Here is a 19661-nt window from a genome sequence, read left to right as displayed (position 1 = left end):
GTTTTGAGTAAAAAGAAAATTGCCATCATTGCCTCACTGATCCTAGTGGCTTCCGTTGCTATTTACGGTTATATTAATGTACTTTCTGCAAATACGAAATTTGAAAAAAAGGAACTTTATGTTTTTGTCCCTACTGGCTCGACTTACGAAGATGTTCTGAAAATCGTTGAACCTTACGTAAAAAATATAGATAAATTTAAGTTTGTTGCTGAGAAACGTTCTTATAATGAAAATGTTTTCCCTGGACGATTTTTGTTCAAAAAAGGAATGAATAACCTGCAATTGGTATCGGCACTTCGACACAACATGCCGTTAAATCTTGCTTTTAACAATCAGGAAAGTTTAGAAAAACTGGTTTCCCGTATTTCTTCCCAGATGGAAGTGGATAGTACAACGCTTATAAATACAATCAAAGATTCTGTTTTCATGAAGAAAAACGGATTCAATGGAGAAACTATTTTAGGGATGTTTATTCCGAATACCTATGAGATGAAATGGAATACTTCTGCCGAAAAAATCAGAGATAAAATGGCAGACGAATACCATAAATTCTGGAATACTGAAAGAACAGCCAAAGCCAAGGCGCTAAATATGACTCCTGAAGAAGTAATCACTTTAGCAGCTATTGTTCACAAGGAAACAGTTAAAATTGATGAGCGTCCAAGAGTAGCCGGAGTTTATTTAAACAGATTGAAACTTGAAATGCCTTTGCAGGCAGATCCTACTGTGATTTTTGCAGTTAAAAAGAGTTCGGGAGATTTCGATCAGGTGATTAAAAGAGTTCGTGGTGAAATGTTAAGAATAAATTCTCCTTATAATACTTATGTTACTATCGGTTTGCCTCCCGGACCTATTGCCATGCCGGATATCTCGGCTGTCGATGCTGTCCTAAATGCTGAAAAACATGATTATATCTACTTCTGTGCAAGTGTTGAGCGTTTTGGATACCATGATTTTGCCGCAACATATGAAGCACATCAGGTAAATGCAAAAAAATATGCCGAATGGGTTACTAAACTAGGTATCGAGAGGTAGTTTTGAAATTATTCCAATATATAGTTTGTGTTATAACTGTATCTTCGATTCCGGTTTTCCCCCAAAGCGGAATCGAATCTTTTTTAAAACCCGCCGATTCTTTACATAAACAAAGAAGAAATGCCGTCGTGATCACTGAAGCGATTGGTGTTTCAGGTGCTTTGGTAGGATTAAATGAACTTTGGTACAAAGATTATCCTCGTTCGAAATTCCATTTTATCAATGATAATGATCAATGGCTTCAAATGGATAAAATGGGGCATACTTATTCCGCTTATCATATAGGAAGTGCCGGAGCCAGTCTTTTACAATGGAGCTGGGCTACAAAAAAACAAAAACTTATTTACGGATCAACTTTAGGTTTCGCTTTCCTTACAGCAGTTGAGGTTTTAGACGGTTATTCACAAAAGTGGGGTGCTTCTGGAGGTGATGTTATTGCCAATGCAACAGGAACCGGTTTGTATGTTTCTCAGGAATTACTTTGGAATGAGCAGCGTATCATACCGAAATTTTCCTTTCACACAACTTCTTATACTGAAATCAGGCCTGAATTATTAGGGAAATCGCTAAATGAGCAGGTTCTTAAGGATTATAATGGGCAAACTTATTGGTTGTCGGCTAATGTACATTCCTTTTTTAAAGCTTCTAAAATACCTAAATGGCTCAATGTGGCTGTTGGTTATGGTGCGGATGGAATGGTAACGGGAGATAATGAATTTCCAATGAATCCTGAAATTCCGGTAATAAAAAGATACCGCCAGTTCTACTTTAGTTTTGATGCTGATTTAACTAAAATTGAAACAAAATCACATGTGCTAAAAACTTTTTTCTCCATTTTTAATCTAGTTAAAATACCGGCGCCTGCAATTGAAATAGGAGTGAACAGACGGATAAAAGGGTATTTCATCTATTTTTAGTAAATTTTAACACTTTGAAATTCAGTATTTTATGAATTATGGGTAACTTAGTAATGTAGAAATTTTTTGATTCTCCTGAATTGAAAGAAAATATACTATTATGACAAAGAATATGATATTTAATATCGGATTATTTGCCTCAATCATAATACTAAGCTCTGGTTTTACACCATTTTATTTAAAATTATATCCTTGGTTTCGGATACACGAAGAAGAGGAGGTAATTTGTACAGTTCCTACAGAGGTTGAACTTAACCAAACATTTTTTGACATTCCTTTTACAGGAAAAACCTTCATTGGATTCCAACAGAGTCTTGCTGTGCGCGAGTCTCAGGGGAAATACCACAAAGTAAATTCTTTTGGATATTTAGGAAAATACCAATTCGGATCAGCAACACTTAAAATTTTAGGAATCAGAGACACTCTGGCGTTTTTAAGAAGTAAAAAAATGCAGGAAAAAGCCTTTTTGGCTAATCTGTCCAGGAACAAATGGGAGCTGCGAAAGGAAATTTCCAAGTATTCAGGAAAGGTAATCAAAGGTGTTGAAATTACAGAATCGGGAATACTGGCTGCAGCTCATCTCGGCGGTCCCGGATCGGTAAAAAAATTTTTAAGGACCAACGGGAGGCGGAAATTTAGGGATGGTTATGGCACTTCAATACTAGAGTATTTGAAAGATTTTGCAGGTTATGATACCAACTTTATTGTTCCGAATGAAAAGGCTAAAGCGAGGCACTATTAGTAGGTTTTATGAAGAATAAAAAGCGTTGGACGGTTATGTAAATCGATCTTTTGCTTTTTCCATAAACTAACAGTCATTGTTTTAATGTATTCTGTTGGCAAGGTGATGTCACAGGCAATACACAAACTGGTATTTGGTTGTAATATCTGTAATATGTCTTCTAATAATTTATTATTTCGATACGGTGTCTCGATGAATAACTGCGATTGATTTTTATCAAATGATAATTTCTCTAATCCTTTTAAAGCTTGTTTTTTTTCAGATTTGTCAATAGGCAGATAGCCGTTAAAAGCAAAACTTTGCCCATTCATTCCAGAAGCCATAACAGCAAGTAGAATAGATGACGGGCCAACTAACGGGACAACCTGAATGCCTTTTTCATGGGCCAATTTTACAATTACAGCCCCTGGGTCAGCTACACCCGGACAACCTGCTTCACTCATTAGCCCAACATTCTTGCCTTCTAATAAAGGTTTTATAAATTCAAGATGTTCTCGGGTTTCCGTGTGTTTGTTTAGTACTGAAATTTTGAGCTCAGGCTGTTTCTTTTCGGGATAAACACTTTTTATAAAGCGACGGGCGGTTTTCTCGTTTTCAACGATATAATCATCAATAAACTCAATACTTCTTTTGATTGTTGCAGGTAAAACATCTTCAGGGTTTATTTCTCCTAACGTGGTTGGGATGAGGTATAATTTGCCTAAAAAAGTAATTGGTTTCATTGGAATTTATTTTTTCATAAGTTTTTCAGCAATCGTTTGAGAAGCCATATCAAGCATGTCAAATACTTTTTCAAAGCCATCCTGTAATCCGTAATAAGGATCAGGGACATCAACATTTTCGTTAGGGAAAATTTCGTTAAGTATCAGATGAACTTTTGCTTTTTCATTTTCATTTGAAGTTAAATTAATAACATCTCGATAGTTTTGACTGTCCATCACATAAATATAATCAAAATCAGTAAAGTCTTTTTTTGAAAATTGCCGGCCTCTTAAATTTGATATATCAACACCTCTTTCTCTGGCAACTTTAATAGATCGGGCATCAGGTGGATTGCCTACATGCCAATGTCCGGTGCCGGCTGAATCTACAATGTAAGATTTCGAAGGAAGTTTAGAACGCAAAATACCTTCTGCCAATGGAGAACGGCAAATGTTTCCCAAGCAAACCATCAATATTTTTGTGGACATAACTTACAAAGATAGTTTCTTGTTGATGTCATCAACAAATTTTTTGAATTGCTTATCGGTTGATACCAAATTGTCTACAGTTTTACAAGCATGTAAAACGGTTGCGTGATCACGATCTCCTATTTGGGAACCAATGTTAGCTAAAGAAGCCTTAGTAAATCTTTTAGCAAAAAACATAGCCAGTTGTCTTGCTTGAACTACGTGGCGTTTTCTGGTTTTAGATTGTAAAGTATCAACATCCAATTGGAAATAGTCCGAAACCACTTTTTGAATATAATCAATAGAGATTTCACGTTTCACATTTTTAACAAACTTCTCAACTACTTGTTTTGCTAACTCGATTGTTACCTCTTTTTTATTGAAAGAAGATTGAGCAATCAATGAAATGATAGCTCCTTCAAGTTCCCGTACGTTGCTTTTGATATTTCGGGCTACATATTCTATGATGTCTTCCGGTATTTCTACACCATCTCGATATAAAATATTTTTTAAGATCGAAATTCTGGTTTCATAATCCGGCTGGTGCAATTCTGCAGAAAGTCCCCATTTGAATCTGGATAATAGACGCTGCTCGATATCCTGCATGTCAACAGGTGCTTTATCTGATGTCAGAATAACCTGTTTGCCGTTTTGATGCAAGTAGTTGAAGATGTGGAAAAATACATCCTGAGTTCCTGTTTTTCCGGAAAGGAATTGGACATCATCAATAATCAAAACATCAATTAATTGATAAAAATGAATAAAGTCGTTTCTGGTATTCTTCTTAACCGAATCAATATACTGTTGAGTGAATATTTCAGCAGAAATATACAAAACGGTTTTGTCCGGATATTTGTCTTTTATTTCTACACCGATAGCATGGGCTAAATGTGTTTTTCCTAATCCTACACCGCCAAAAATTAATAAAGGATTAAATGATGTCCCTCCAGGTTTATTAGCTACTGCCATACCTGCCGAACGAGCCAGTCTGTTAGAATCTCCTTCAAGGAAATTATCAAAACTGTAATTGGCATTCAGTTGGGATTCGATTTTTAAATTTCGGATTCCGGGAATGATAAATGGATTTTTTAATTCTGGGTTTTTTTGTTGTACCGGAACATCAATTTCCTGAGTTTTTACAGGAGAACGATGTGCACTTGGTAATTGTTCCGTAAACGGAAGTTTATTACCATAAGTGTTTTCCATTTTAATTTTATAAAGTAACTTCGCGTTTTTTCCAAGTTCTTTGGTTAAGGCGACTTTTAACAATTTAACGTAATGCTCTTCCAGCCATTCGTAAAAGAATTTACTAGGGACCTGAATATAAAGTGCGTTGTCTGTAAGCTCTACTGACTTGATTGGTTCAAACCAAGTTTTGTATGCTTGTTCCTGTATATTGTCCTTTATGAACGATAGACAGTTATCCCAGACCGATTCCGCAGTTTTATTCATTGTTTGCATTCTTATAGTTAAATTATTAAGGTTTTTTCTGGTAAAAAAAACTGGTTTCTGTTAGAGTAATTTGGGATAGCAAATATGGGTTATAAAATCTTTAAAAAAAAATTTTTTTGATATTGATTTTATGAAAAAAATGTCGTAATGGTATTTTGTAAGTGTTAAAGAATTATTAATTTATATGTTATAAAACGAATGAGAGAATACGAATTTAAGGTGCGTGTCAGGTATGCAGAAACGGATCAGATGGGTGTTGTTTATCATGGGAATTATGCTCAGTATTTTGAGATGGGTCGTGTGGAATGGCTTAGAAACCTTGGACTTTCTTATAAATGGATGGAAGAAAACGGAATTATGCTTCCTGTGGTTTCCTTATCTATGAATTACAAAAAACCGGCTCGTTACGATGATGAATTAACGGTGAAAACGATTTACAAAAATCAAACCTCGGTGAAGATAGATTTCGATTATGAAATTTACAATGCTAACAATGAGTTGTTAACAACTGGGCATTCCGTTTTGGTTTTTGTAGACATGAAAACCGGACGTCCAACCTTGCCTCCGGATTATGTTATTGAAAAATTAAAGAATCTGTAAATTGAGTTAAGTTTCTTTAAATTTTCTTCTAAAAAAGGGGTTAAAAATGTCAAAATTATTTTGCTTTTTGTTGAGTGATTTTAATTTGGTACTTTTTTTTTCTTAACTATTGATTGCAATGATTTTGACATTTAAAAAATCATTGCAATCAATTAACGAAGAGTAGAGTATTTTATTATGGGAGTGTCTTAATAAATGATTCAACTTATAGAAAAATGTCCAGATTAAAAGCAGGAGCCGAAGATGGTCCGGATAAGAAATTTATTGTCTTGATTTTTGCCTGGCTTACAAATGCCGTACTGAAAAAGTAACCTATTCTTTCTGTTTGATACTGATTTCAAACATAATTTCAAAAATTTCAAAAATCGTTTTGGCATTTTTTGCCCGTGTGGCTATTTCGATTTGACAATCTTCTTCCATTTTTTGCGCTACGATTGTGATGTTTTTTTCTTTAATAACCCGCATTACTTTGTTCATGTTTTTATAATCAAATTGAATTAAAAAATGAACATCGATAGTTTTCTCTATAATTTCTGATTCTTCGAGTGCCATTTGTGCTGCTGTTTTGTATGCAGTTATCAATCCTCCTACGCCTAATTTAATGCCTCCGAAATACCGTACTACAACAATTAGAACATTAGTTAGTCCAAAGGATTGAATTTGGCCGTAAATGGGCATTCCTGCAGAATTGTTTGGCTCTCCGTCATCATTGGCCCGGTATTGAATTTTAGTCGTCCCTATTTGATAAGCATAACACCAGTGGCGTGCTGAAAAATGTTGTTTTTTAAGGCTGTCTATGTGGTTTTTTACTTCTTCTTCTTCTGAAGCAATAGGAAACGCGTAGCCAAAAAACTTGCTGTTTTTGTCTTTAAATAAAATTTCAGAAGAGGCTTTGTCAATGGTGAGATAAGTGTCTTGTATTTCCAAAAAGAATGAATTTATCGGCTTATAAATTTTTTATCGATAAGGTCTGTCACGTCTTCTTGTCCGGCTTGAAGATTCCAGACATGCATACCAAGCGATTGTGCAATATCGGTATTTTCTTTTTTATCATCGATGAACAAGGTACGTTTCATTGATAAATCGTGTTTCTTGATGATGTAATTGAAGATTTCCGGATCGGGTTTTCGCAGTCCGATTTCAAATGAAAAATAAACTTTTTCAAAACATTGGTAAAATTCTCTGGCAAATGTGGTGCCTACTTTATGTTCGAATCTTGAGATGTGTATTTCATCGGTGTTGCTCAATAAGAACAGACGGTATTTCATTGATAACCGCTGTAAAAATTCTAATCTGTGCAAAGGAAAATCAAGTAATACGGCTCCCCAAGCAATTCTTAAATCCTCAATTGTAGCGTTTGGAATTAATTTCTTAAGACCGATTATGAATTGGGCTTCGTTTAATTTTCCTCTTTCAAAATCCTGATTCAGTTGTTCGAGTTCTCCGTTCCAGGAATTTAATCCCAATTTTTTTAATGCATTAAGCGAAGCTTCTTTATCCAAATTGATAAAAACATCGCCAAAATCGAAAATAATAGTGTTAATCATAAATTTGAATAGATTACTAGTTCGTCACTTTCTATTTTGCTTTTTTGCACTGCTTTTCCAGTGATGATAGGGGCTTTAGTTCCATTTGAAAATTGCTCCCTTCCAATAAAAACTCTTGCTTCATCCCATAGATCAGCATCTATGAAAGTCTGTAAAGTTTTTCTGCCGCCTTCAATAATTACTGACTGTATTGTATTTCCATATAAATAACCAGCAATTTGCTCTGCGGTGTTTTTATGAAAATCAATAGATTGATTATCAATGATTGATGTTTTTGACGAACTATCAAAGATAAAACTTTCTTTTGAAATTCGATTATTTTTATCTAAAACTATCCTTACGGGATTGTTTCCTTTCCAGTCTCTTACATTTAAAGTTGGGTTATCATCAATCACGGTTTGCGTTCCTACAAGTATTGCTTGTTCCTCGCTTCGCCATTTATGAACTAATTGACGGGAATATGGATTGGTAATCCAGACAGGTTTTTGTTCTTCTTTTGTTGCTGGAGAAATATAGCCATCTTCAGTTTCTGCCCATTTTAGAATAATATAAGGTCTTTTTTTGTTGTGGAAAGTGAAAAAGCGCTTATTGAGTTCGTTGCATTCGTTTTCGAGAACTCCAACAGTTACATTGATTCCGGCTTCTTGCAGTTTTTTGATTCCGTTGCCCGAAACTTTGGCAAAAGGGTCAATTGTTCCGATAACAACATTTGGAATCTTATGTGTAATAATCAAATCACTGCACGGAGGTGTTTTTCCGAAATGGCTGCAAGGTTCCAAACTGACATAAATAGTCGATTTCGATAACAGGGATTTATCTTTTACTGAATTTACGGCATTTACTTCGGCGTGGGCTTCTCCTGCTTTCCGATGCCAGCCTTCTCCAATAATTTTTCCGTCGCATACAATTACGCTGCCAACCAGTGGATTGGGATAAGTAGTCCCCAAACCATTTTCGGCTAATTCAATGCAGCGTTTTATGTAAAATTCTTCCGAAAAATTGTTTTTTAGCATAAGAGCGTCAGGAATGCCTTCAACTATTTTGGAATAAGGCTTTTTTTTCATTAGTGTTTCGTGTATCTTCACATCACAAAAATAACTATTTCTGTTCAAAATGAGCGAAGCCATAATTAGAGAAATTCAAAAAACTGATAATCTGGAAATTGCGAGTGTGATTCGTACCGTTTTAATCGAACATAACGTGCCAAAAGTAGGAACGGCCTATGCTGATCCGCAATTGGATTATATGTTTGAAGCCTATTCTGATCCGAAATCAATGTATTTTGTGGTGGAGAAAGAAGGGAAAATCATCGGTGGAGCGGGAATTGCGCCTTTAGCGAATGGTTCGTCGGAAGTCTGTGAACTGCAAAAAATGTATTTTCTGGCAGAAACACGAGGTTTGGGCATTGGTTCTAAAATGATGAACAGCTGTCTTGAAAAAGCTAAAAAATTTGGATTCAAGCAATGCTACCTAGAAACGATGCCATACATGGAAGCCGCTCAGAAACTGTATAAAAAAACCGGTTTCGAATATCTCGATGGACCAATGGGCAACACAGGACATTCATCGTGTCCGGTCTGGATGATAAAAGATTTGTAATATGCTTCTAAAAACCTACAGAACTCAATTTGTCCAGGAACTTACTGGAATTTTCGACGAAAAAGAAATCGAGAGTTTTTTTTATATTGTTTTGGATGCTTTTCATCAGATGAAACGGGTAGATTTGGCTCTGAATCCTAATTTCGAAATTGACACAATCCAATTACTCCAGTGGGAAACGGTTTTGGCACAACTCAAAGAACATAAACCGATTCAATATATTTTTGGGGAAACGGAATTTTTTGGATTGCCGTTTTATGTCAATGAGAACACTTTGATTCCAAGACCCGAAACAGAAGAGCTGGTGGAGTGGATTTTATCAAATAATTCAATTCTCGAGTCGGAAAATCCTCTTCGGATATTAGATATCGGAACAGGAGCCGGATGCATCGCTGTTTCATTGGCTAAAAACAGACCAAATGCCGAAGTGTATGCGATTGACGTTTCTGAAAAAGCATTGGCAATTGCCCAAAAAAACGCTGCTCGAAACAATGTGAAGGTTGCTTTTCTTCACAGAAACATACTGGAAACGGAGGATTTGGCGCAACAATTCGATATAATTGTCTCCAATCCGCCCTATGTCAGGAATTTGGAAAAAGAAGAAATCAATAAAAATGTACTGGCTTACGAGCCGCATTTGGCTTTGTTTGTGGAAGATACGGACGCTTTGGTTTTCTATAGAAAAATTATTGAATTAGCTTTAAAAAACCTTTCAGAAAACGGACAATTATACTTCGAAATCAATCAATATCTCGGAGAAGAAATGAAAGAATTACTGGAGAAAAATAATTTTAAAAACAGCCAATTACGGAAAGATATTTACGGAAACGACAGAATGACTTTTGCTGTAAAACCGTAATTATTCGTAACGCAGCGCTTCAATCGGATCCAGTTGGGCAGCTTTTATTGCAGGATAAGAACCGGAAACAACAGCCACAATAAAACTTACAATAAATGCAGCTGTAATGGCAAGCCACGGAATTACGAATTTAAAATCAATTGCTGTAGCAAGAGCAAAGCCGATTAGAATTCCTAAAATAACACCTAAAAGTCCTCCTAATTGTCCTATCACAAGTGTTTCCATAAAAAACTGAATAGCAATGGTGCTTTTCTTAGCTCCGAGTGCTTTTCTTACTCCTATTTCACGCGTTCTTTCGGTTACTGAAACCAGCATAATATTCATCAGCGCAATGGAAGATCCAAAAATGGTAATAATGCCTATGACCCAAGCTGAAATGCCTAAATATTGTGTGATACCAAGGATTTTATTAATTAAATCGTCACTACGGGATATTCCGAAATTAGTATCTTCAATGGGATTCAATTTACGGACTTTTCGCATAGCAATCATGGCATCATCAACTGCTTGGCTTAATAACTCCTTGTTTTCAACCATTACGCTGGTCGTATAATTGATGTTTGGAGCGGTAAATAAGGTTCGTGCCACTTGTATCGGAATCATGACTCTTAAATCCTGGCTGTTGCCGAAAGTTGATCCTTTTTCTTCCAAAACACCAATGACTTTGAATTTTGCGCCTCGAATGGAAATGGTTTTGTCTATCGGATTTAAATCCTTCAATAAACCTTTTTCAAAATCGGAACCTAAAACGCAAACGTAATTGTTGTTTGCAATGTCGAAAGCAGTAAAATTACGGCCTTTTGCAACTTCTAAACCGGAATTCGGAAGGAAATAATCATCAACACCTAAAACCGAAACTTCCGGATCTGTTTTGGTATTTTCATATTTTACTTCAGCATTTGAAGTAGCTGTAAACGAAATGGAAGTATTTGTTAACGGATAATTGAAATTCTCTTTAAAATCTCTGGCTTCCGGATAAGAGATGATCGGATTTATTTTTTTTCGTTCACCATTACCATTAGTCCGGGTAAGATTATCGTATTGATTGATGGTAAAAGTATTAGAGCCCATCGAAGCAAAATCGCTGGAAAGGGTGTTTTCAAGTGCTGAAACCACGGTTAGAATTCCGACCAAAGCAGTAATTCCAATAGCAATGATAAGCACCGTTAATATGGTGCGAAGCAACTGTGTTTTTATAGAACCCAGCGCGATTCTGACATTTTCTCTGAATAATCCAAACATAGTGAATTGGACTCCAAAGTACATTTTTTGTTACAAGTTTTGAAGGTTAATTTTTATAAATAGGGTAAAAAGTAAGATATTTGCAAAGTTTTAGGAGCGAATCGCCTGGATTTTCAGATGACTGTTGTTCCTGCTGTGCGCTGTATCTTTTTTCCCTAAATCGACATTCGTTTTACAAACGGGTTTCTGTATAAGGAAAAAAGGATGACGCTTCCATCAGGGCTACATCATGATTTTCGGAACTTCGGTACCCTAAAAATTATAAAACTCTATAGAGATAACAATCTAAATATATGGCATCAAAACCAAGCATACCAAAAGGAACCCGTGATTTTTCACCTGCGGAAGTAGCAAAACGTCAATACATTATTCAAAAGATACGCACTCATTTTGAGAAGTTCGGATACCAGCCTATTGAAACACCTACTTTTGAAAATTCCGAAACCCTGATGGGAAAATACGGAGAAGAAGGAGATCGCCTGATTTTTAAGATTTTAAATTCAGGAGATTATCTAGCCAAAGCCAACGAACTTCATTTAGCGGAAAAAGACAGTAACAAACTTGCTGCAAGTATTTCCGAAAAAGCATTACGCTACGATTTAACCGTTCCGTTTGCTCGTTATGTGGTACAACATCAAAATGATATAGAATTTCCGTTTAAACGCTATCAGATCCAGCCGGTTTGGAGAGCAGATAGACCTCAAAAAGGACGTTTTAGAGAATTCTATCAATGTGATGCTGATGTGGTGGGTTCCACTTCATTATGGCAGGAGGTAGAATTAGTGCAATTGTACGATGCTGTTTTTACAGATTTAAAACTGGAAGGCGTAACGATTAAAATCAACAATCGTAAAATACTATCAGGAATTGCTGAGGTAATTGGGGCTTCTGATAAGTTAATTGATTTTACAGTAGCACTCGATAAGCTCGATAAAATAGGAGAGGATGGCGTTAAGAAAGAAATGATTGAAAAAGGAATTTCTGAATCGGCTATCGAAAAAGTGCAGCTCTTGTTTCATTTTACCGGATCAATTTCGGAGAAAATACAAAAATTATCAGCGTTGCTTTCTTCTTCATCTGAAGGAATGAAAGGAGTGGAAGAACTGCAATTTATATGTGACAATGTTGCTGATTTAGGTTTATCTTCCGCTATTTTAGATTTAGATGTTACACTGGCTCGTGGTTTAAATTATTATACGGGTGCTATTTTTGAAGTAGCTCCGCCAAGTGGTGTTTCGATGGGTTCTATAGGTGGTGGAGGCCGTTATGATGATTTGACCGGAATCTTCGGATTGAAAAATATGAGCGGTGTTGGGATTTCTTTCGGATTAGACCGTATTTATCTGGTTGTTGAAGAATTAAATTTATTTCCGGAAACGGTAACGTCAACTACTAAAGCGATTTTTTTAAACTTTGGAGAAAACGAGACAAAATACGCCATGAAAGCAATTACTGAGTTGAGGAAATCAGGAATTAAAGTGGAAATGTACCCGGATAATGTGAAGATTGGAAAGCAATTTCAATATGCTGACAAACGCGGAATTCCTTTTGCTGTGATTGTTGGTGGTGATGAAATGCAGCATAATGAATATGCATTGAAAAATTTAGTTTCCGGCGAACAGAAGAAACTTTCTTTTGAAGCTTTGAAATCAGAACTTCAATAGCCATAACTAATTATTTCTGGGATGGAAAGTCTGCATGATCTGATTAAGATGCTTTCTGTCTACATGCATGTAAATTTCGGTTGTTGTAATTGATTCATGTCCTAACATGAGCTGAATTGAACGTAAATCGGCACCATTTTCAAGTAAATGTGTTGCAAAAGAATGACGGAATGTATGCGGACTGATTGTTTTGTTTAAATGGATTTCTACAGCCAGATTTTTTATTATTGTAAAAATCATTGCTCTTGTCAATTGCCTTCCGCGTCGATTTAGAAATAAAGTGTCTTCATGTCCTTTCTGGATAGGAAGATGAGGCCTTATTTCTTTCTTATATATTTCAATGTATTTCTGCGTGTAGCTGCTGATGGGAACAAAACGCTGTTTGTTTCCCTTTCCGGTTATTTTGATAAAACCTTCGGCGAAGAATAAGTCTGAAATTTTGAGCGATACTAATTCTGAGACACGTAATCCGCAGCCGTAGAGAGTTTCCAGCATGGCACGGTTGCGTTCACCTTCATTTGATGCTAAATTGATGGCGGCAATCAGTCTGTCGATATCTTCAATGGAAAGTGTGTCGGGTAATTTTCGTCCTAAACGCGGTGTTTCAATCAGTTCCATGGGATTGTCAGCGCGGTAATCTTCAAAAATAAGATAATTAAAAAAACTTTTTAATCCAGAAATAATTCTGGCTTGCGAACGCGGATTTACTTCTTTTGAAGCCTCATAAATAAATTGCTGGACGGTTTCTTCCTGAATCTTTACAGGTGAAATTTCAATGTTTTGGACTTCTAAATACCTGCAGAGTTTTTCAATATCTAAGGTGTAATTTTCAATAGAATTTTTAGACAATCCTCTTTCTATTTTCAGATATGATTGAAAGTTTTTAATATAAGAATGCCAGTTGTTTTTCATGAATGGTATAATTTTCTTACTATTTTTACGTTGATTAATTATTAAATATATACGATATGAAATTAATTAAAAAATTGACATTAGGAGCATTTTTATTCGCATTTGCGGGTAATATTGCGGCACAGGACACAAACAATTCCAGATTTGGAATTAAAGGTGGTTTGAATTACTCAACTGTATCTAAGGGTGAATTTGATGAAGGTCCGGATCCCAGAACTAGTTTTCATATTGGTTTTTTAGGTGAGGTTCCTGTCGTTCGAAATGTATTTGCTATTCAGCCTGAGGTCGTTTATTCAAGACAAGGGTTTGAGACAACTGTTAAGCCACTTATAGGTTCGAATTACAAAGTAACCTATCAGATTGATTATGTAAATGTGCCTATTTTGGCAAAACTTTACATAGGAAAACTGTTTAGTATTGAGGCCGGGCCGCAATTTGGCTTGAAAGTTTCAGAAAAAACAGAATCAGATAATGGCTCCACAACTGAGGATGAGGTCAACAGTTTTGATACGGCAATTGCTGCTGGTGTTTCTTTCAATTTTGGTGGAGGTGCTTTTATTACGGGTCGTTTTACGCAGAGTTTAAATGAAGTTGTAAAAGACAGCGATTCTAAAAACATGGTTTTTCAAGTAGGAATCGGGTTTAAAATGTAATTTTTTGAATGAGTATAAAAACAAAAACCACGCCATTGGCGTGGTTTTTTTAATACTATATAGCTACAAATTAGAATTTGTAAGTCAAACCGAATTGAGCTGTATTGAAGAAGTTATTGAAAACATTGAAGTTTCCGTTAAGTTCATTTGATTTTTCTTCTCCACCACCTGGGAATTCAGTTTTAGCAGAAGAGTAACCTAATACATTAGCTAAACCGAAGTTGATAGCAAATTTCTCAGTTACGAAATAGTTGATACCTAAATCGATTCCTAAGTTTAAAGAATTAACTTTAGAAGTCTCAGTACCGTTAGTTTTGTTTTTTGTAGAACCAAAACCTAAACCAGCTTCAGTATACGTTTTGAATCTTTGACCTAATTCTAAGAAATAATATCTTGCGAATACACCAGCTCCGAAAGAGTTAGATTTAATTTCATTAGTAACGTTAGGTGAACCGAAAACTGTGTTTTCTTCTTTGTTAGATCCAATTCCTAATTCAACTCCAACAGCAATTTTATCAGTTACGAAATAACCTGCTTTAGGGTTAAAATTGAAAGCATTTGTTTTAGTTTCTTCAACGTCAGTTCCATTGAAACTTTCGTTGTCTTTGTCACTTGAAAATCCTAAATTTCCTTCAACAATAATGTTTCCTTTAGAAAATCCGAAAGATTTAGCTTCTTCTTGTGCGTTAGCAAATCCAAATGCGAATAAAGCCGCTGCTGTTAATAATACTTTTTTCATTGTTTTATTTAATTTTAAAAATTATATGCGAATATAGAATAATTTCCTTTCGAAAAAACAAGGGTTGTATTGCTGCAAATCACTTCGGAATTTAACAAATTCATTATGAGTTTTTTAGGATTAAAATTTAAATATTTATTAACTAAAAAAACCTCCATAAAGGAGGTTTTTGTAGGTTTTTGCGACTAAAATTAGAACCTGTAGCCTACGGATAACGATAGAACACCATTTTTTATATCACCATTTTCTTCATCTGAGATGTTGGCTAAGCCAATGTTGTATCTCAATCCGGCTAAGAAATTATCAGTGATGTTGTAACTGGCACCTACATTAACTCCAAAATCTGTAGATTTTAAAAACTCTTTTACATCTACATCTGGGCCGCTGTCCGGTTTGCCTTTAGCGGATGTTAAAAATCCAATTTGCGGGCCTGCTTCTAAGCTTAATTGTGGAATTGGGTAAAATTTAGCCATAACAGGAACATTAACGTAACTGAACTCGTAAGTCCCGCCGTCAACATCAGCACCTTGTACAGAGTATAATACTTCCGGTTGAATTCCAAATTTGTCAGAAAGCTTGATTTCAGCAAATCCACCAACATGGAAACTGGCTTTCATAGAGGTGTTCTCTAAATCTCCAGACAAATTTGCTAAGTTAAGCCCCGCTTTAACCCCGAATTTTACTTCTTGTGCGTTAGCAAATCCGAATGCGAATAGTGCTGCGGCAGTTAATACTACTTTTTTCATTTGTTTAGTTTTAAAATTACTATAGTGAATTTAGAACTTATAAATTCCTGAAATACAAGATATTAATTTTAGTTATTAACAATTTTACCAACAATTTTAAGGCTATTATTCTTATTTTTAAGGAGTTGGTGGTGTTTTTTTTATTTGTAAAATTTATCGGATACAATTTTTTTTCTAAATTAAAGTTCTTATTAAGAATAATCTTTAATTGTCAATAATTATGAAAAAAGTAATTTTTAGTATCATTCTAGTATTATTTACAGTAAATTTTGGTCATGCCCAAGTATTTAGACTGGGAGTGAAAGCAGGTTTAAACTATGCTAATTTTCAGGGTTCAACATTGCAGACGGATGCTATTACCAGTTATCATGCAGGTTTGGTAGGAGAAATAAAAATAATAGATGCTTTTTCTTTACAACCTGAAGTATTGTATTCAACACAAGGAGCATCTTACAAGAATGCAGTTGAAGAATTTAAATCTGAACTAGGATATGTTTCAGTTCCTGTTTTGGTAAAAATTAATCTTGGAAAAACTGTAAGTATCGATGTTGGTCCGCAGTTTTCTTTTTTGCTGTCCAAAAAAATAGACACTTCGACAGATATCAATGAATTTGATTTTGCGCTGGCGGGAGGCTTAGGATTTAAACTCACCGAAAACTTCTTTATTCAGGGCAGATACACATTAGGACTCACCGAAATTGATAAAAATGCAGATTTTAAAAATTCAGTAGGGCAATTATCTGTAGGATTTATGTTCTAAAAAATAGTTGCATTAATTTGTTAAACCATTTCGCAATCGGGATGGTTTTTCTATTTTTACAAAAAACTAAAATGAGAATCATCATTATAAACGGGCCAAATCTAAATCTTCTTGGAAAGAGAGAGCCTGGAATTTACGGCGGTCAGGATTTTGAAGGCTATTTTAGCACACTGCGGAGTAAGTTCCAAACTGTTGAGTTGAGTTACTATCAAAGCAATGTTGAGGGAGAAATCATTAATAAACTGCAAGAAGTTGGTTTTGATCATGATGGCATAATTCTTAATGCCGGAGCGTATACTCATACTTCAATTGGTATAGGAGATTGTATAAAAGCGATACAGACACCTGTTATTGAAGTTCATATTTCAAATACATTTTCCAGAGAAACTTTTCGCCATCAATCGTATATTTCTCCTAACGCTAAAGGAGTCATAATTGGTTTTGGTTTAAAAAGTTATGAACTGGCCTTGCTATCTTTTATAGATCTTGCGTAACTTTTTTCGGATAACTCAGTCTTATTCTAAAAATTTCTAATGAGAAAAATATCACTGGTGCTGTTTTTGTTGTGCACAATTGCTTCATTTTCACAGGTAAAAGGCTTAATTACAGACAATAAGAACAATCGACTTCCGGGAGTAACCATACTTATTGAAAATACGTATAACGGCACTTCTACAAATGAAAGCGGTTTGTATGAACTGAGTCTCAAAAAACCGGGAAATTATGTTGTCGTTGTTCAATACTTAGGTTTTAAAACCAAAAGAATACCAGTAACAATAGATGTTTTTCCATACCAGCTAAATGTTGAATTAACAGAAGAAAATATTACTTTAAGTGAAGTTACTGTCAGTAATCAGGAAGATCCTGCTAAGCAGATTATACGAAATGCGATTGCTGCTAAAAAGGAAAACGCTGATAAGACATCAAAATACAACGCTGATTTTTATTCCCGAGGATTAATCAGGATTAAAGACGCACCAAAGAAAATATTAGGACAGGATTTAGGTGACTTTGACGGGGCTTTAGATTCTACTCGAACGGGGATTTTGTATTTGTCAGAAACAGTATCGAAATTAAATTTTCAAAAGCCAGATAAAATGAAAGAAACCATAGTAGCTTCAAAAGTAAGCGGAAAAGATAATGGTTTCAGTTTCAATAATGCTGCATCAGTTGATTTTGATTTCTATGAAAATTACATTCCCTTTCAGACTAATCTTATTTCGCCTTTGAGCGATAATGCATTTGCTTATTATAAATTTAAGATTGAAGGAAGTTTTTATACCGAAGACAAGCAGCAAATTAATAAGATAAAAGTAATTCCAAGACGAGATGCAGAGCCGGTTATTGAAGGCTATATCTATATTGTAGAAGATTCCTGGGCAATTTACGCTATAGATGCAGTTATAAAAGGAGCTAGAGTACAAATGCCGTTTATGGATAATTTGGTCTTGAAACAAAGTTTTAGTTATAATCCAAAGGATAAGATCTGGACAAAAAACACCCAAAGTCTCGACTTTATTGCCGGATTGATGGGAATTAATATTTCAGGAAGGTTTACTTATGTGTACAGCAATTTTGAATTTGAGCCTAAATTTGATAAAAAAACATTTACAAGGGAAGTGCTTACTTTCGAGAAAGAAGCCAATAAAAAGGAAGACAGTTTCTGGAATACCATCAGACCAATACCGTTAACCTTGGAAGAAAGCAATGATTATGTTAAGAAAGACAGTATTCAGACTTTAAGAAAATCAAAAGTGTACCTGGATTCCATTGATAAAAAGAAGAATAAATTCGGGATAGGAGATGTGTTAATGGGTTATAGCTATCAGAATTCGTATGAAAATTGGTCATTCAATTACAATGGACCATTACTGTCTGTCAAATTCAATACAGTTCAGGGATATGCGCTGAGTTCCGGTTTTTCGTTTCTAAAAACCAAAGAAGAAGACAGGACTTTTATACAGGCAAAAACGACTTTTAACTATGGTTTTGCAGAACAAAAATTAAGGATTAAAGGAGAGTTTTCAAGAAAATTCAATAATCATAATAATGCCTCATTGAACATTTCAGGAGGTAGTAGCATTGTTCAGTTTAACGAAAGAAATCCAATTTCGAATATTGTAAATTCGGTTAGTACGCTGTTTTTTAAGAATAATTTCATAAAGCTGTACGATAAAAATTTTGCTAAAATCGGATACAGTCAGGAAGTGATTAATAGTTTTACTGTTTTTGCCAATGTAGAATATTCCGAACGGAAACCATTGTTTAACAACACTGATTTCAGTATTATAAAAAGCGATGATTTATATACTTCAAACAATCCGTTACGGCCTTTCGATGAAGTTACTCCGGCGATTGTTAAGCACAATTTAATCAAGGCTAAAATTACAGGGAAAATTAATTTTGGACAAGAGTATTGGATGCGTCCTGACGGTAAATTCAATATCACAAATGATAAATATCCTACGGTATATTTTACGTATGAAAAAGGGTTTGGAGGGAATCTGAACAGTTATAATTTCGATTATTTATCAGGAAAAGTGGACAAAGATTTTAACCTTGGCAATAAAGGAAGTCTGGGAGTAAATCTTACTGTAGGGAAATTTTACAATGCTTCTGATATTTCATTTGTAGATTATAAGCATTTTGCCGGAAACCAGACGCATATTGGACAGTCGGATAACTACCTGAATGTTTTTAACCTATTGCCTTACTATACAAACAGTACAAATGATGCTTTTTTCGAAGTACATTCCGAATACGATGATAAAGGGTTTGTGACGAATAAAGTACCGTTGCTGAATAAATTGAAAGCCAACTTGATTTTAGGGTATCATAATCTTTCAGTTCCTGATAGAAAACCTTACCACGAATTTTCCGCCGGATTGAATAATTTAGGATTTGGAAAATACAAAATCTTCCGATTTGATTATGTCAGATCGTATCAAAGCGGGTTCCAGACCGATGGAGTCGTTTTTGGTTTGAAATTTTTGAATGTCCTCGAATAGGAAAGAGACTGGGTTTC

21 protein-coding genes are annotated in these 19661 nt (G+C 35.0%); 11 read left to right on the top strand and 10 right to left on the bottom strand.

The window, feature by feature from the left end:
- Window positions 1–3 precede the first annotated feature (3 nt).
- From mltG to ACRDEC_RS08615, 3 genes are all read left to right on the top strand, one after another.
- On the top strand, window positions 4–1035 hold the full coding sequence (gene mltG / locus ACRDEC_RS08625; RefSeq protein WP_431497930.1) for an endolytic transglycosylase MltG: 1032 nt from the start codon (window positions 4–6) through the stop codon (window positions 1033–1035).
- A 2-nt stretch (window positions 1036–1037) separates the two neighbouring features.
- Window positions 1038–1952 (top strand): DUF2279 domain-containing protein, encoded by a 915-nt coding sequence (locus tag ACRDEC_RS08620; protein WP_431497929.1) that lies wholly within the window; start codon window positions 1038–1040, stop codon window positions 1950–1952.
- A gap of 100 nt (window positions 1953–2052) precedes the next feature.
- A complete protein-coding gene (locus tag ACRDEC_RS08615; protein ID WP_431497928.1) occupies window positions 2053–2694 on the top strand; it encodes a peptidoglycan-binding protein LysM in 642 nt (213 codons plus the stop codon).
- On the opposite strand, the gene ACRDEC_RS08610 is transcribed toward ACRDEC_RS08615, so the two are convergent.
- From ACRDEC_RS08610 to dnaA, 3 genes are read right to left on the bottom strand one after another with little or no spacing between them, the layout of a single operon-like run.
- A complete protein-coding gene (locus ACRDEC_RS08610; RefSeq protein WP_431497927.1) occupies window positions 2691–3416 on the bottom strand; it encodes an SAM-dependent methyltransferase in 726 nt (241 codons plus the stop codon). The two genes, ACRDEC_RS08615 and ACRDEC_RS08610, sit on opposite strands and share 4 nt — an antisense overlap.
- 6 nt (window positions 3417–3422) lie before the next feature.
- Window positions 3423–3884 (bottom strand): low molecular weight protein-tyrosine-phosphatase, encoded by a 462-nt coding sequence (locus ACRDEC_RS08605; protein WP_431497926.1) that lies wholly within the window; start codon window positions 3882–3884, stop codon window positions 3423–3425.
- A gap of 3 nt (window positions 3885–3887) precedes the next feature.
- On the bottom strand, window positions 3888–5315 hold the full coding sequence (gene dnaA, locus ACRDEC_RS08600) for a chromosomal replication initiator protein DnaA (RefSeq protein WP_431497925.1): 1428 nt from the start codon (window positions 5313–5315) through the stop codon (window positions 3888–3890).
- Between the two features lie 198 nt (window positions 5316–5513).
- Between dnaA and ACRDEC_RS08595 the strand changes: the two genes are divergently transcribed.
- Complete coding sequence (locus tag ACRDEC_RS08595) at window positions 5514–5915, top strand: acyl-CoA thioesterase (RefSeq protein ID WP_431497924.1); 402 nt, start codon at window positions 5514–5516, stop codon at window positions 5913–5915.
- Window positions 5916–6227: 312 nt separating this feature from the next.
- Here ACRDEC_RS08595 and ACRDEC_RS08590 read toward each other — a convergent pair whose 3' ends face one another.
- Genes ACRDEC_RS08590 through ribD form a run of 3 tightly spaced genes read right to left on the bottom strand, consistent with a single transcriptional unit; the run spans window position 6228 to window position 8475 of the window.
- The gene (locus ACRDEC_RS08590; protein WP_431497923.1) at window positions 6228–6842 is read right to left on the bottom strand and encodes an IMPACT family protein; all 615 of its coding nucleotides are present in this window, start codon (window positions 6840–6842) and stop codon (window positions 6228–6230) included.
- 11 nt (window positions 6843–6853) lie between these two features.
- Window positions 6854–7462 carry an HAD family hydrolase gene (locus ACRDEC_RS08585; protein ID WP_431497922.1) on the bottom strand — a complete coding sequence of 203 codons (609 nt, stop codon included), beginning with the start codon at window positions 7460–7462 and terminating at the stop codon, window positions 6854–6856.
- Window positions 7459–8475 carry a bifunctional diaminohydroxyphosphoribosylaminopyrimidine deaminase/5-amino-6-(5-phosphoribosylamino)uracil reductase RibD gene (gene ribD, locus ACRDEC_RS08580; RefSeq protein WP_431497948.1) on the bottom strand — a complete coding sequence of 339 codons (1017 nt, stop codon included), beginning with the start codon at window positions 8473–8475 and terminating at the stop codon, window positions 7459–7461. Before ribD ends, ACRDEC_RS08585 begins: the two co-directional genes overlap by 4 nt.
- Window positions 8476–8575: 100 nt before the next feature.
- Between ribD and ACRDEC_RS08575 the strand changes: the two genes are divergently transcribed.
- Together ACRDEC_RS08575 and prmC are read left to right on the top strand one after the other, a co-directional pair.
- Window positions 8576–9061 (top strand): GNAT family N-acetyltransferase, encoded by a 486-nt coding sequence (locus ACRDEC_RS08575; protein ID WP_431497921.1) that lies wholly within the window; start codon window positions 8576–8578, stop codon window positions 9059–9061.
- A gap of 1 nt (window position 9062) precedes the next feature.
- The gene (prmC, locus tag ACRDEC_RS08570) at window positions 9063–9920 is read left to right on the top strand and encodes a peptide chain release factor N(5)-glutamine methyltransferase (protein WP_431497920.1); all 858 of its coding nucleotides are present in this window, start codon (window positions 9063–9065) and stop codon (window positions 9918–9920) included.
- Here prmC and ACRDEC_RS08565 read toward each other — a convergent pair whose 3' ends face one another.
- A complete protein-coding gene (locus ACRDEC_RS08565) occupies window positions 9921–11162 on the bottom strand; it encodes an ABC transporter permease (protein WP_431497947.1) in 1242 nt (413 codons plus the stop codon).
- A gap of 293 nt (window positions 11163–11455) precedes the next feature.
- On the opposite strand from ACRDEC_RS08565, the gene hisS reads away from it, so the two are divergent.
- Window positions 11456–12826 carry a histidine--tRNA ligase gene (hisS, locus tag ACRDEC_RS08560; RefSeq protein WP_431497919.1) on the top strand — a complete coding sequence of 457 codons (1371 nt, stop codon included), beginning with the start codon at window positions 11456–11458 and terminating at the stop codon, window positions 12824–12826.
- A gap of 6 nt (window positions 12827–12832) precedes the next feature.
- On the opposite strand, the gene xerD is transcribed toward hisS, so the two are convergent.
- A complete protein-coding gene (gene xerD / locus ACRDEC_RS08555; RefSeq protein ID WP_431497918.1) occupies window positions 12833–13738 on the bottom strand; it encodes a site-specific tyrosine recombinase XerD in 906 nt (301 codons plus the stop codon).
- Between the two features lie 56 nt (window positions 13739–13794).
- Between xerD and ACRDEC_RS08550 the strand changes: the two genes are divergently transcribed.
- Window positions 13795–14391: a porin family protein gene (locus ACRDEC_RS08550; RefSeq protein ID WP_431497917.1), complete on the top strand. Its 597-nt coding sequence runs from the start codon at window positions 13795–13797 to the stop codon at window positions 14389–14391.
- Between the two features lie 70 nt (window positions 14392–14461).
- On the opposite strand, the gene ACRDEC_RS08545 is transcribed toward ACRDEC_RS08550, so the two are convergent.
- Both ACRDEC_RS08545 and ACRDEC_RS08540 read right to left on the bottom strand, forming a co-directional pair.
- Window positions 14462–15130, bottom strand: coding sequence for an outer membrane beta-barrel protein (locus ACRDEC_RS08545; protein WP_431497916.1), 669 nt, complete (start codon window positions 15128–15130; stop codon window positions 14462–14464).
- A 191-nt stretch (window positions 15131–15321) separates the two neighbouring features.
- Complete coding sequence (locus ACRDEC_RS08540) at window positions 15322–15876, bottom strand: porin family protein (protein WP_431497915.1); 555 nt, start codon at window positions 15874–15876, stop codon at window positions 15322–15324.
- A 220-nt stretch (window positions 15877–16096) separates the two neighbouring features.
- Here ACRDEC_RS08540 and ACRDEC_RS08535 point away from each other — a divergent pair, with 220 nt between their 5' ends.
- The 3 genes from ACRDEC_RS08535 to ACRDEC_RS08525 all read left to right on the top strand — a co-directional run bounded on the left by ACRDEC_RS08535 (window position 16097) and on the right by ACRDEC_RS08525 (window position 19644).
- Entirely contained in the window at window positions 16097–16636 is a 540-nt protein-coding gene (locus ACRDEC_RS08535) for a porin family protein (protein ID WP_431497914.1), read from the top strand.
- Window positions 16637–16707: 71 nt separating this feature from the next.
- Window positions 16708–17130 (top strand): type II 3-dehydroquinate dehydratase, encoded by a 423-nt coding sequence (locus ACRDEC_RS08530; RefSeq protein ID WP_431497913.1) that lies wholly within the window; start codon window positions 16708–16710, stop codon window positions 17128–17130.
- Window positions 17131–17169: 39 nt separating this feature from the next.
- Window positions 17170–19644, top strand: a complete 2475-nt coding sequence (locus ACRDEC_RS08525; RefSeq protein WP_431497912.1) for a DUF5686 and carboxypeptidase regulatory-like domain-containing protein — start codon at window positions 17170–17172, stop codon at window positions 19642–19644.
- The last annotated feature ends 17 nt before the right edge of the window (window positions 19645–19661 follow it).

The organism is Flavobacterium sp., from assembly GCF_050696275.1.
GTDB lineage: Bacteria > Bacteroidota > Bacteroidia > Flavobacteriales > Flavobacteriaceae > Flavobacterium.
Note: the sequence above shows the minus strand (reverse complement) of the source record. Positions and strands in the feature narration are given on the sequence as shown.

What these genes read in the sequence shown, in the direction of transcription:
- ACRDEC_RS08615 (WP_431497928.1), top strand. Translation starts at nt 2,053, where the DNA reads ATGACAAAGAATATGATATTTAATATCGGATTATTTGCCTCAATCATA.
- ACRDEC_RS08610 (WP_431497927.1), bottom strand. Translation starts at nt 3,416, where the DNA reads ATGAAACCAATTACTTTTTTAGGCAAATTATACCTCATCCCAACCACG.
- ACRDEC_RS08605 (WP_431497926.1), bottom strand. Translation starts at nt 3,884, where the DNA reads ATGTCCACAAAAATATTGATGGTTTGCTTGGGAAACATTTGCCGTTCT.
- dnaA (WP_431497925.1), bottom strand. Translation starts at nt 5,315, where the DNA reads ATGAATAAAACTGCGGAATCGGTCTGGGATAACTGTCTATCGTTCATA.
- ACRDEC_RS08595 (WP_431497924.1), top strand. Translation starts at nt 5,514, where the DNA reads ATGAGAGAATACGAATTTAAGGTGCGTGTCAGGTATGCAGAAACGGAT.
- ACRDEC_RS08585 (WP_431497922.1), bottom strand. Translation starts at nt 7,462, where the DNA reads ATGATTAACACTATTATTTTCGATTTTGGCGATGTTTTTATCAATTTG.
- ribD (WP_431497948.1), bottom strand. Translation starts at nt 8,475, where the DNA reads ATGCTAAAAAACAATTTTTCGGAAGAATTTTACATAAAACGCTGCATT.
- ACRDEC_RS08575 (WP_431497921.1), top strand. Translation starts at nt 8,576, where the DNA reads ATGAGCGAAGCCATAATTAGAGAAATTCAAAAAACTGATAATCTGGAA.
- prmC (WP_431497920.1), top strand. Translation starts at nt 9,063, where the DNA reads ATGCTTCTAAAAACCTACAGAACTCAATTTGTCCAGGAACTTACTGGA.
- ACRDEC_RS08565 (WP_431497947.1), bottom strand. Translation starts at nt 11,162, where the DNA reads ATGTTTGGATTATTCAGAGAAAATGTCAGAATCGCGCTGGGTTCTATA.
- hisS (WP_431497919.1), top strand. Translation starts at nt 11,456, where the DNA reads ATGGCATCAAAACCAAGCATACCAAAAGGAACCCGTGATTTTTCACCT.
- xerD (WP_431497918.1), bottom strand. Translation starts at nt 13,738, where the DNA reads ATGAAAAACAACTGGCATTCTTATATTAAAAACTTTCAATCATATCTG.
- ACRDEC_RS08550 (WP_431497917.1), top strand. Translation starts at nt 13,795, where the DNA reads ATGAAATTAATTAAAAAATTGACATTAGGAGCATTTTTATTCGCATTT.
- ACRDEC_RS08545 (WP_431497916.1), bottom strand. Translation starts at nt 15,130, where the DNA reads ATGAAAAAAGTATTATTAACAGCAGCGGCTTTATTCGCATTTGGATTT.
- ACRDEC_RS08540 (WP_431497915.1), bottom strand. Translation starts at nt 15,876, where the DNA reads ATGAAAAAAGTAGTATTAACTGCCGCAGCACTATTCGCATTCGGATTT.
- ACRDEC_RS08535 (WP_431497914.1), top strand. Translation starts at nt 16,097, where the DNA reads ATGAAAAAAGTAATTTTTAGTATCATTCTAGTATTATTTACAGTAAAT.
- ACRDEC_RS08530 (WP_431497913.1), top strand. Translation starts at nt 16,708, where the DNA reads ATGAGAATCATCATTATAAACGGGCCAAATCTAAATCTTCTTGGAAAG.
- ACRDEC_RS08525 (WP_431497912.1), top strand. Translation starts at nt 17,170, where the DNA reads ATGAGAAAAATATCACTGGTGCTGTTTTTGTTGTGCACAATTGCTTCA.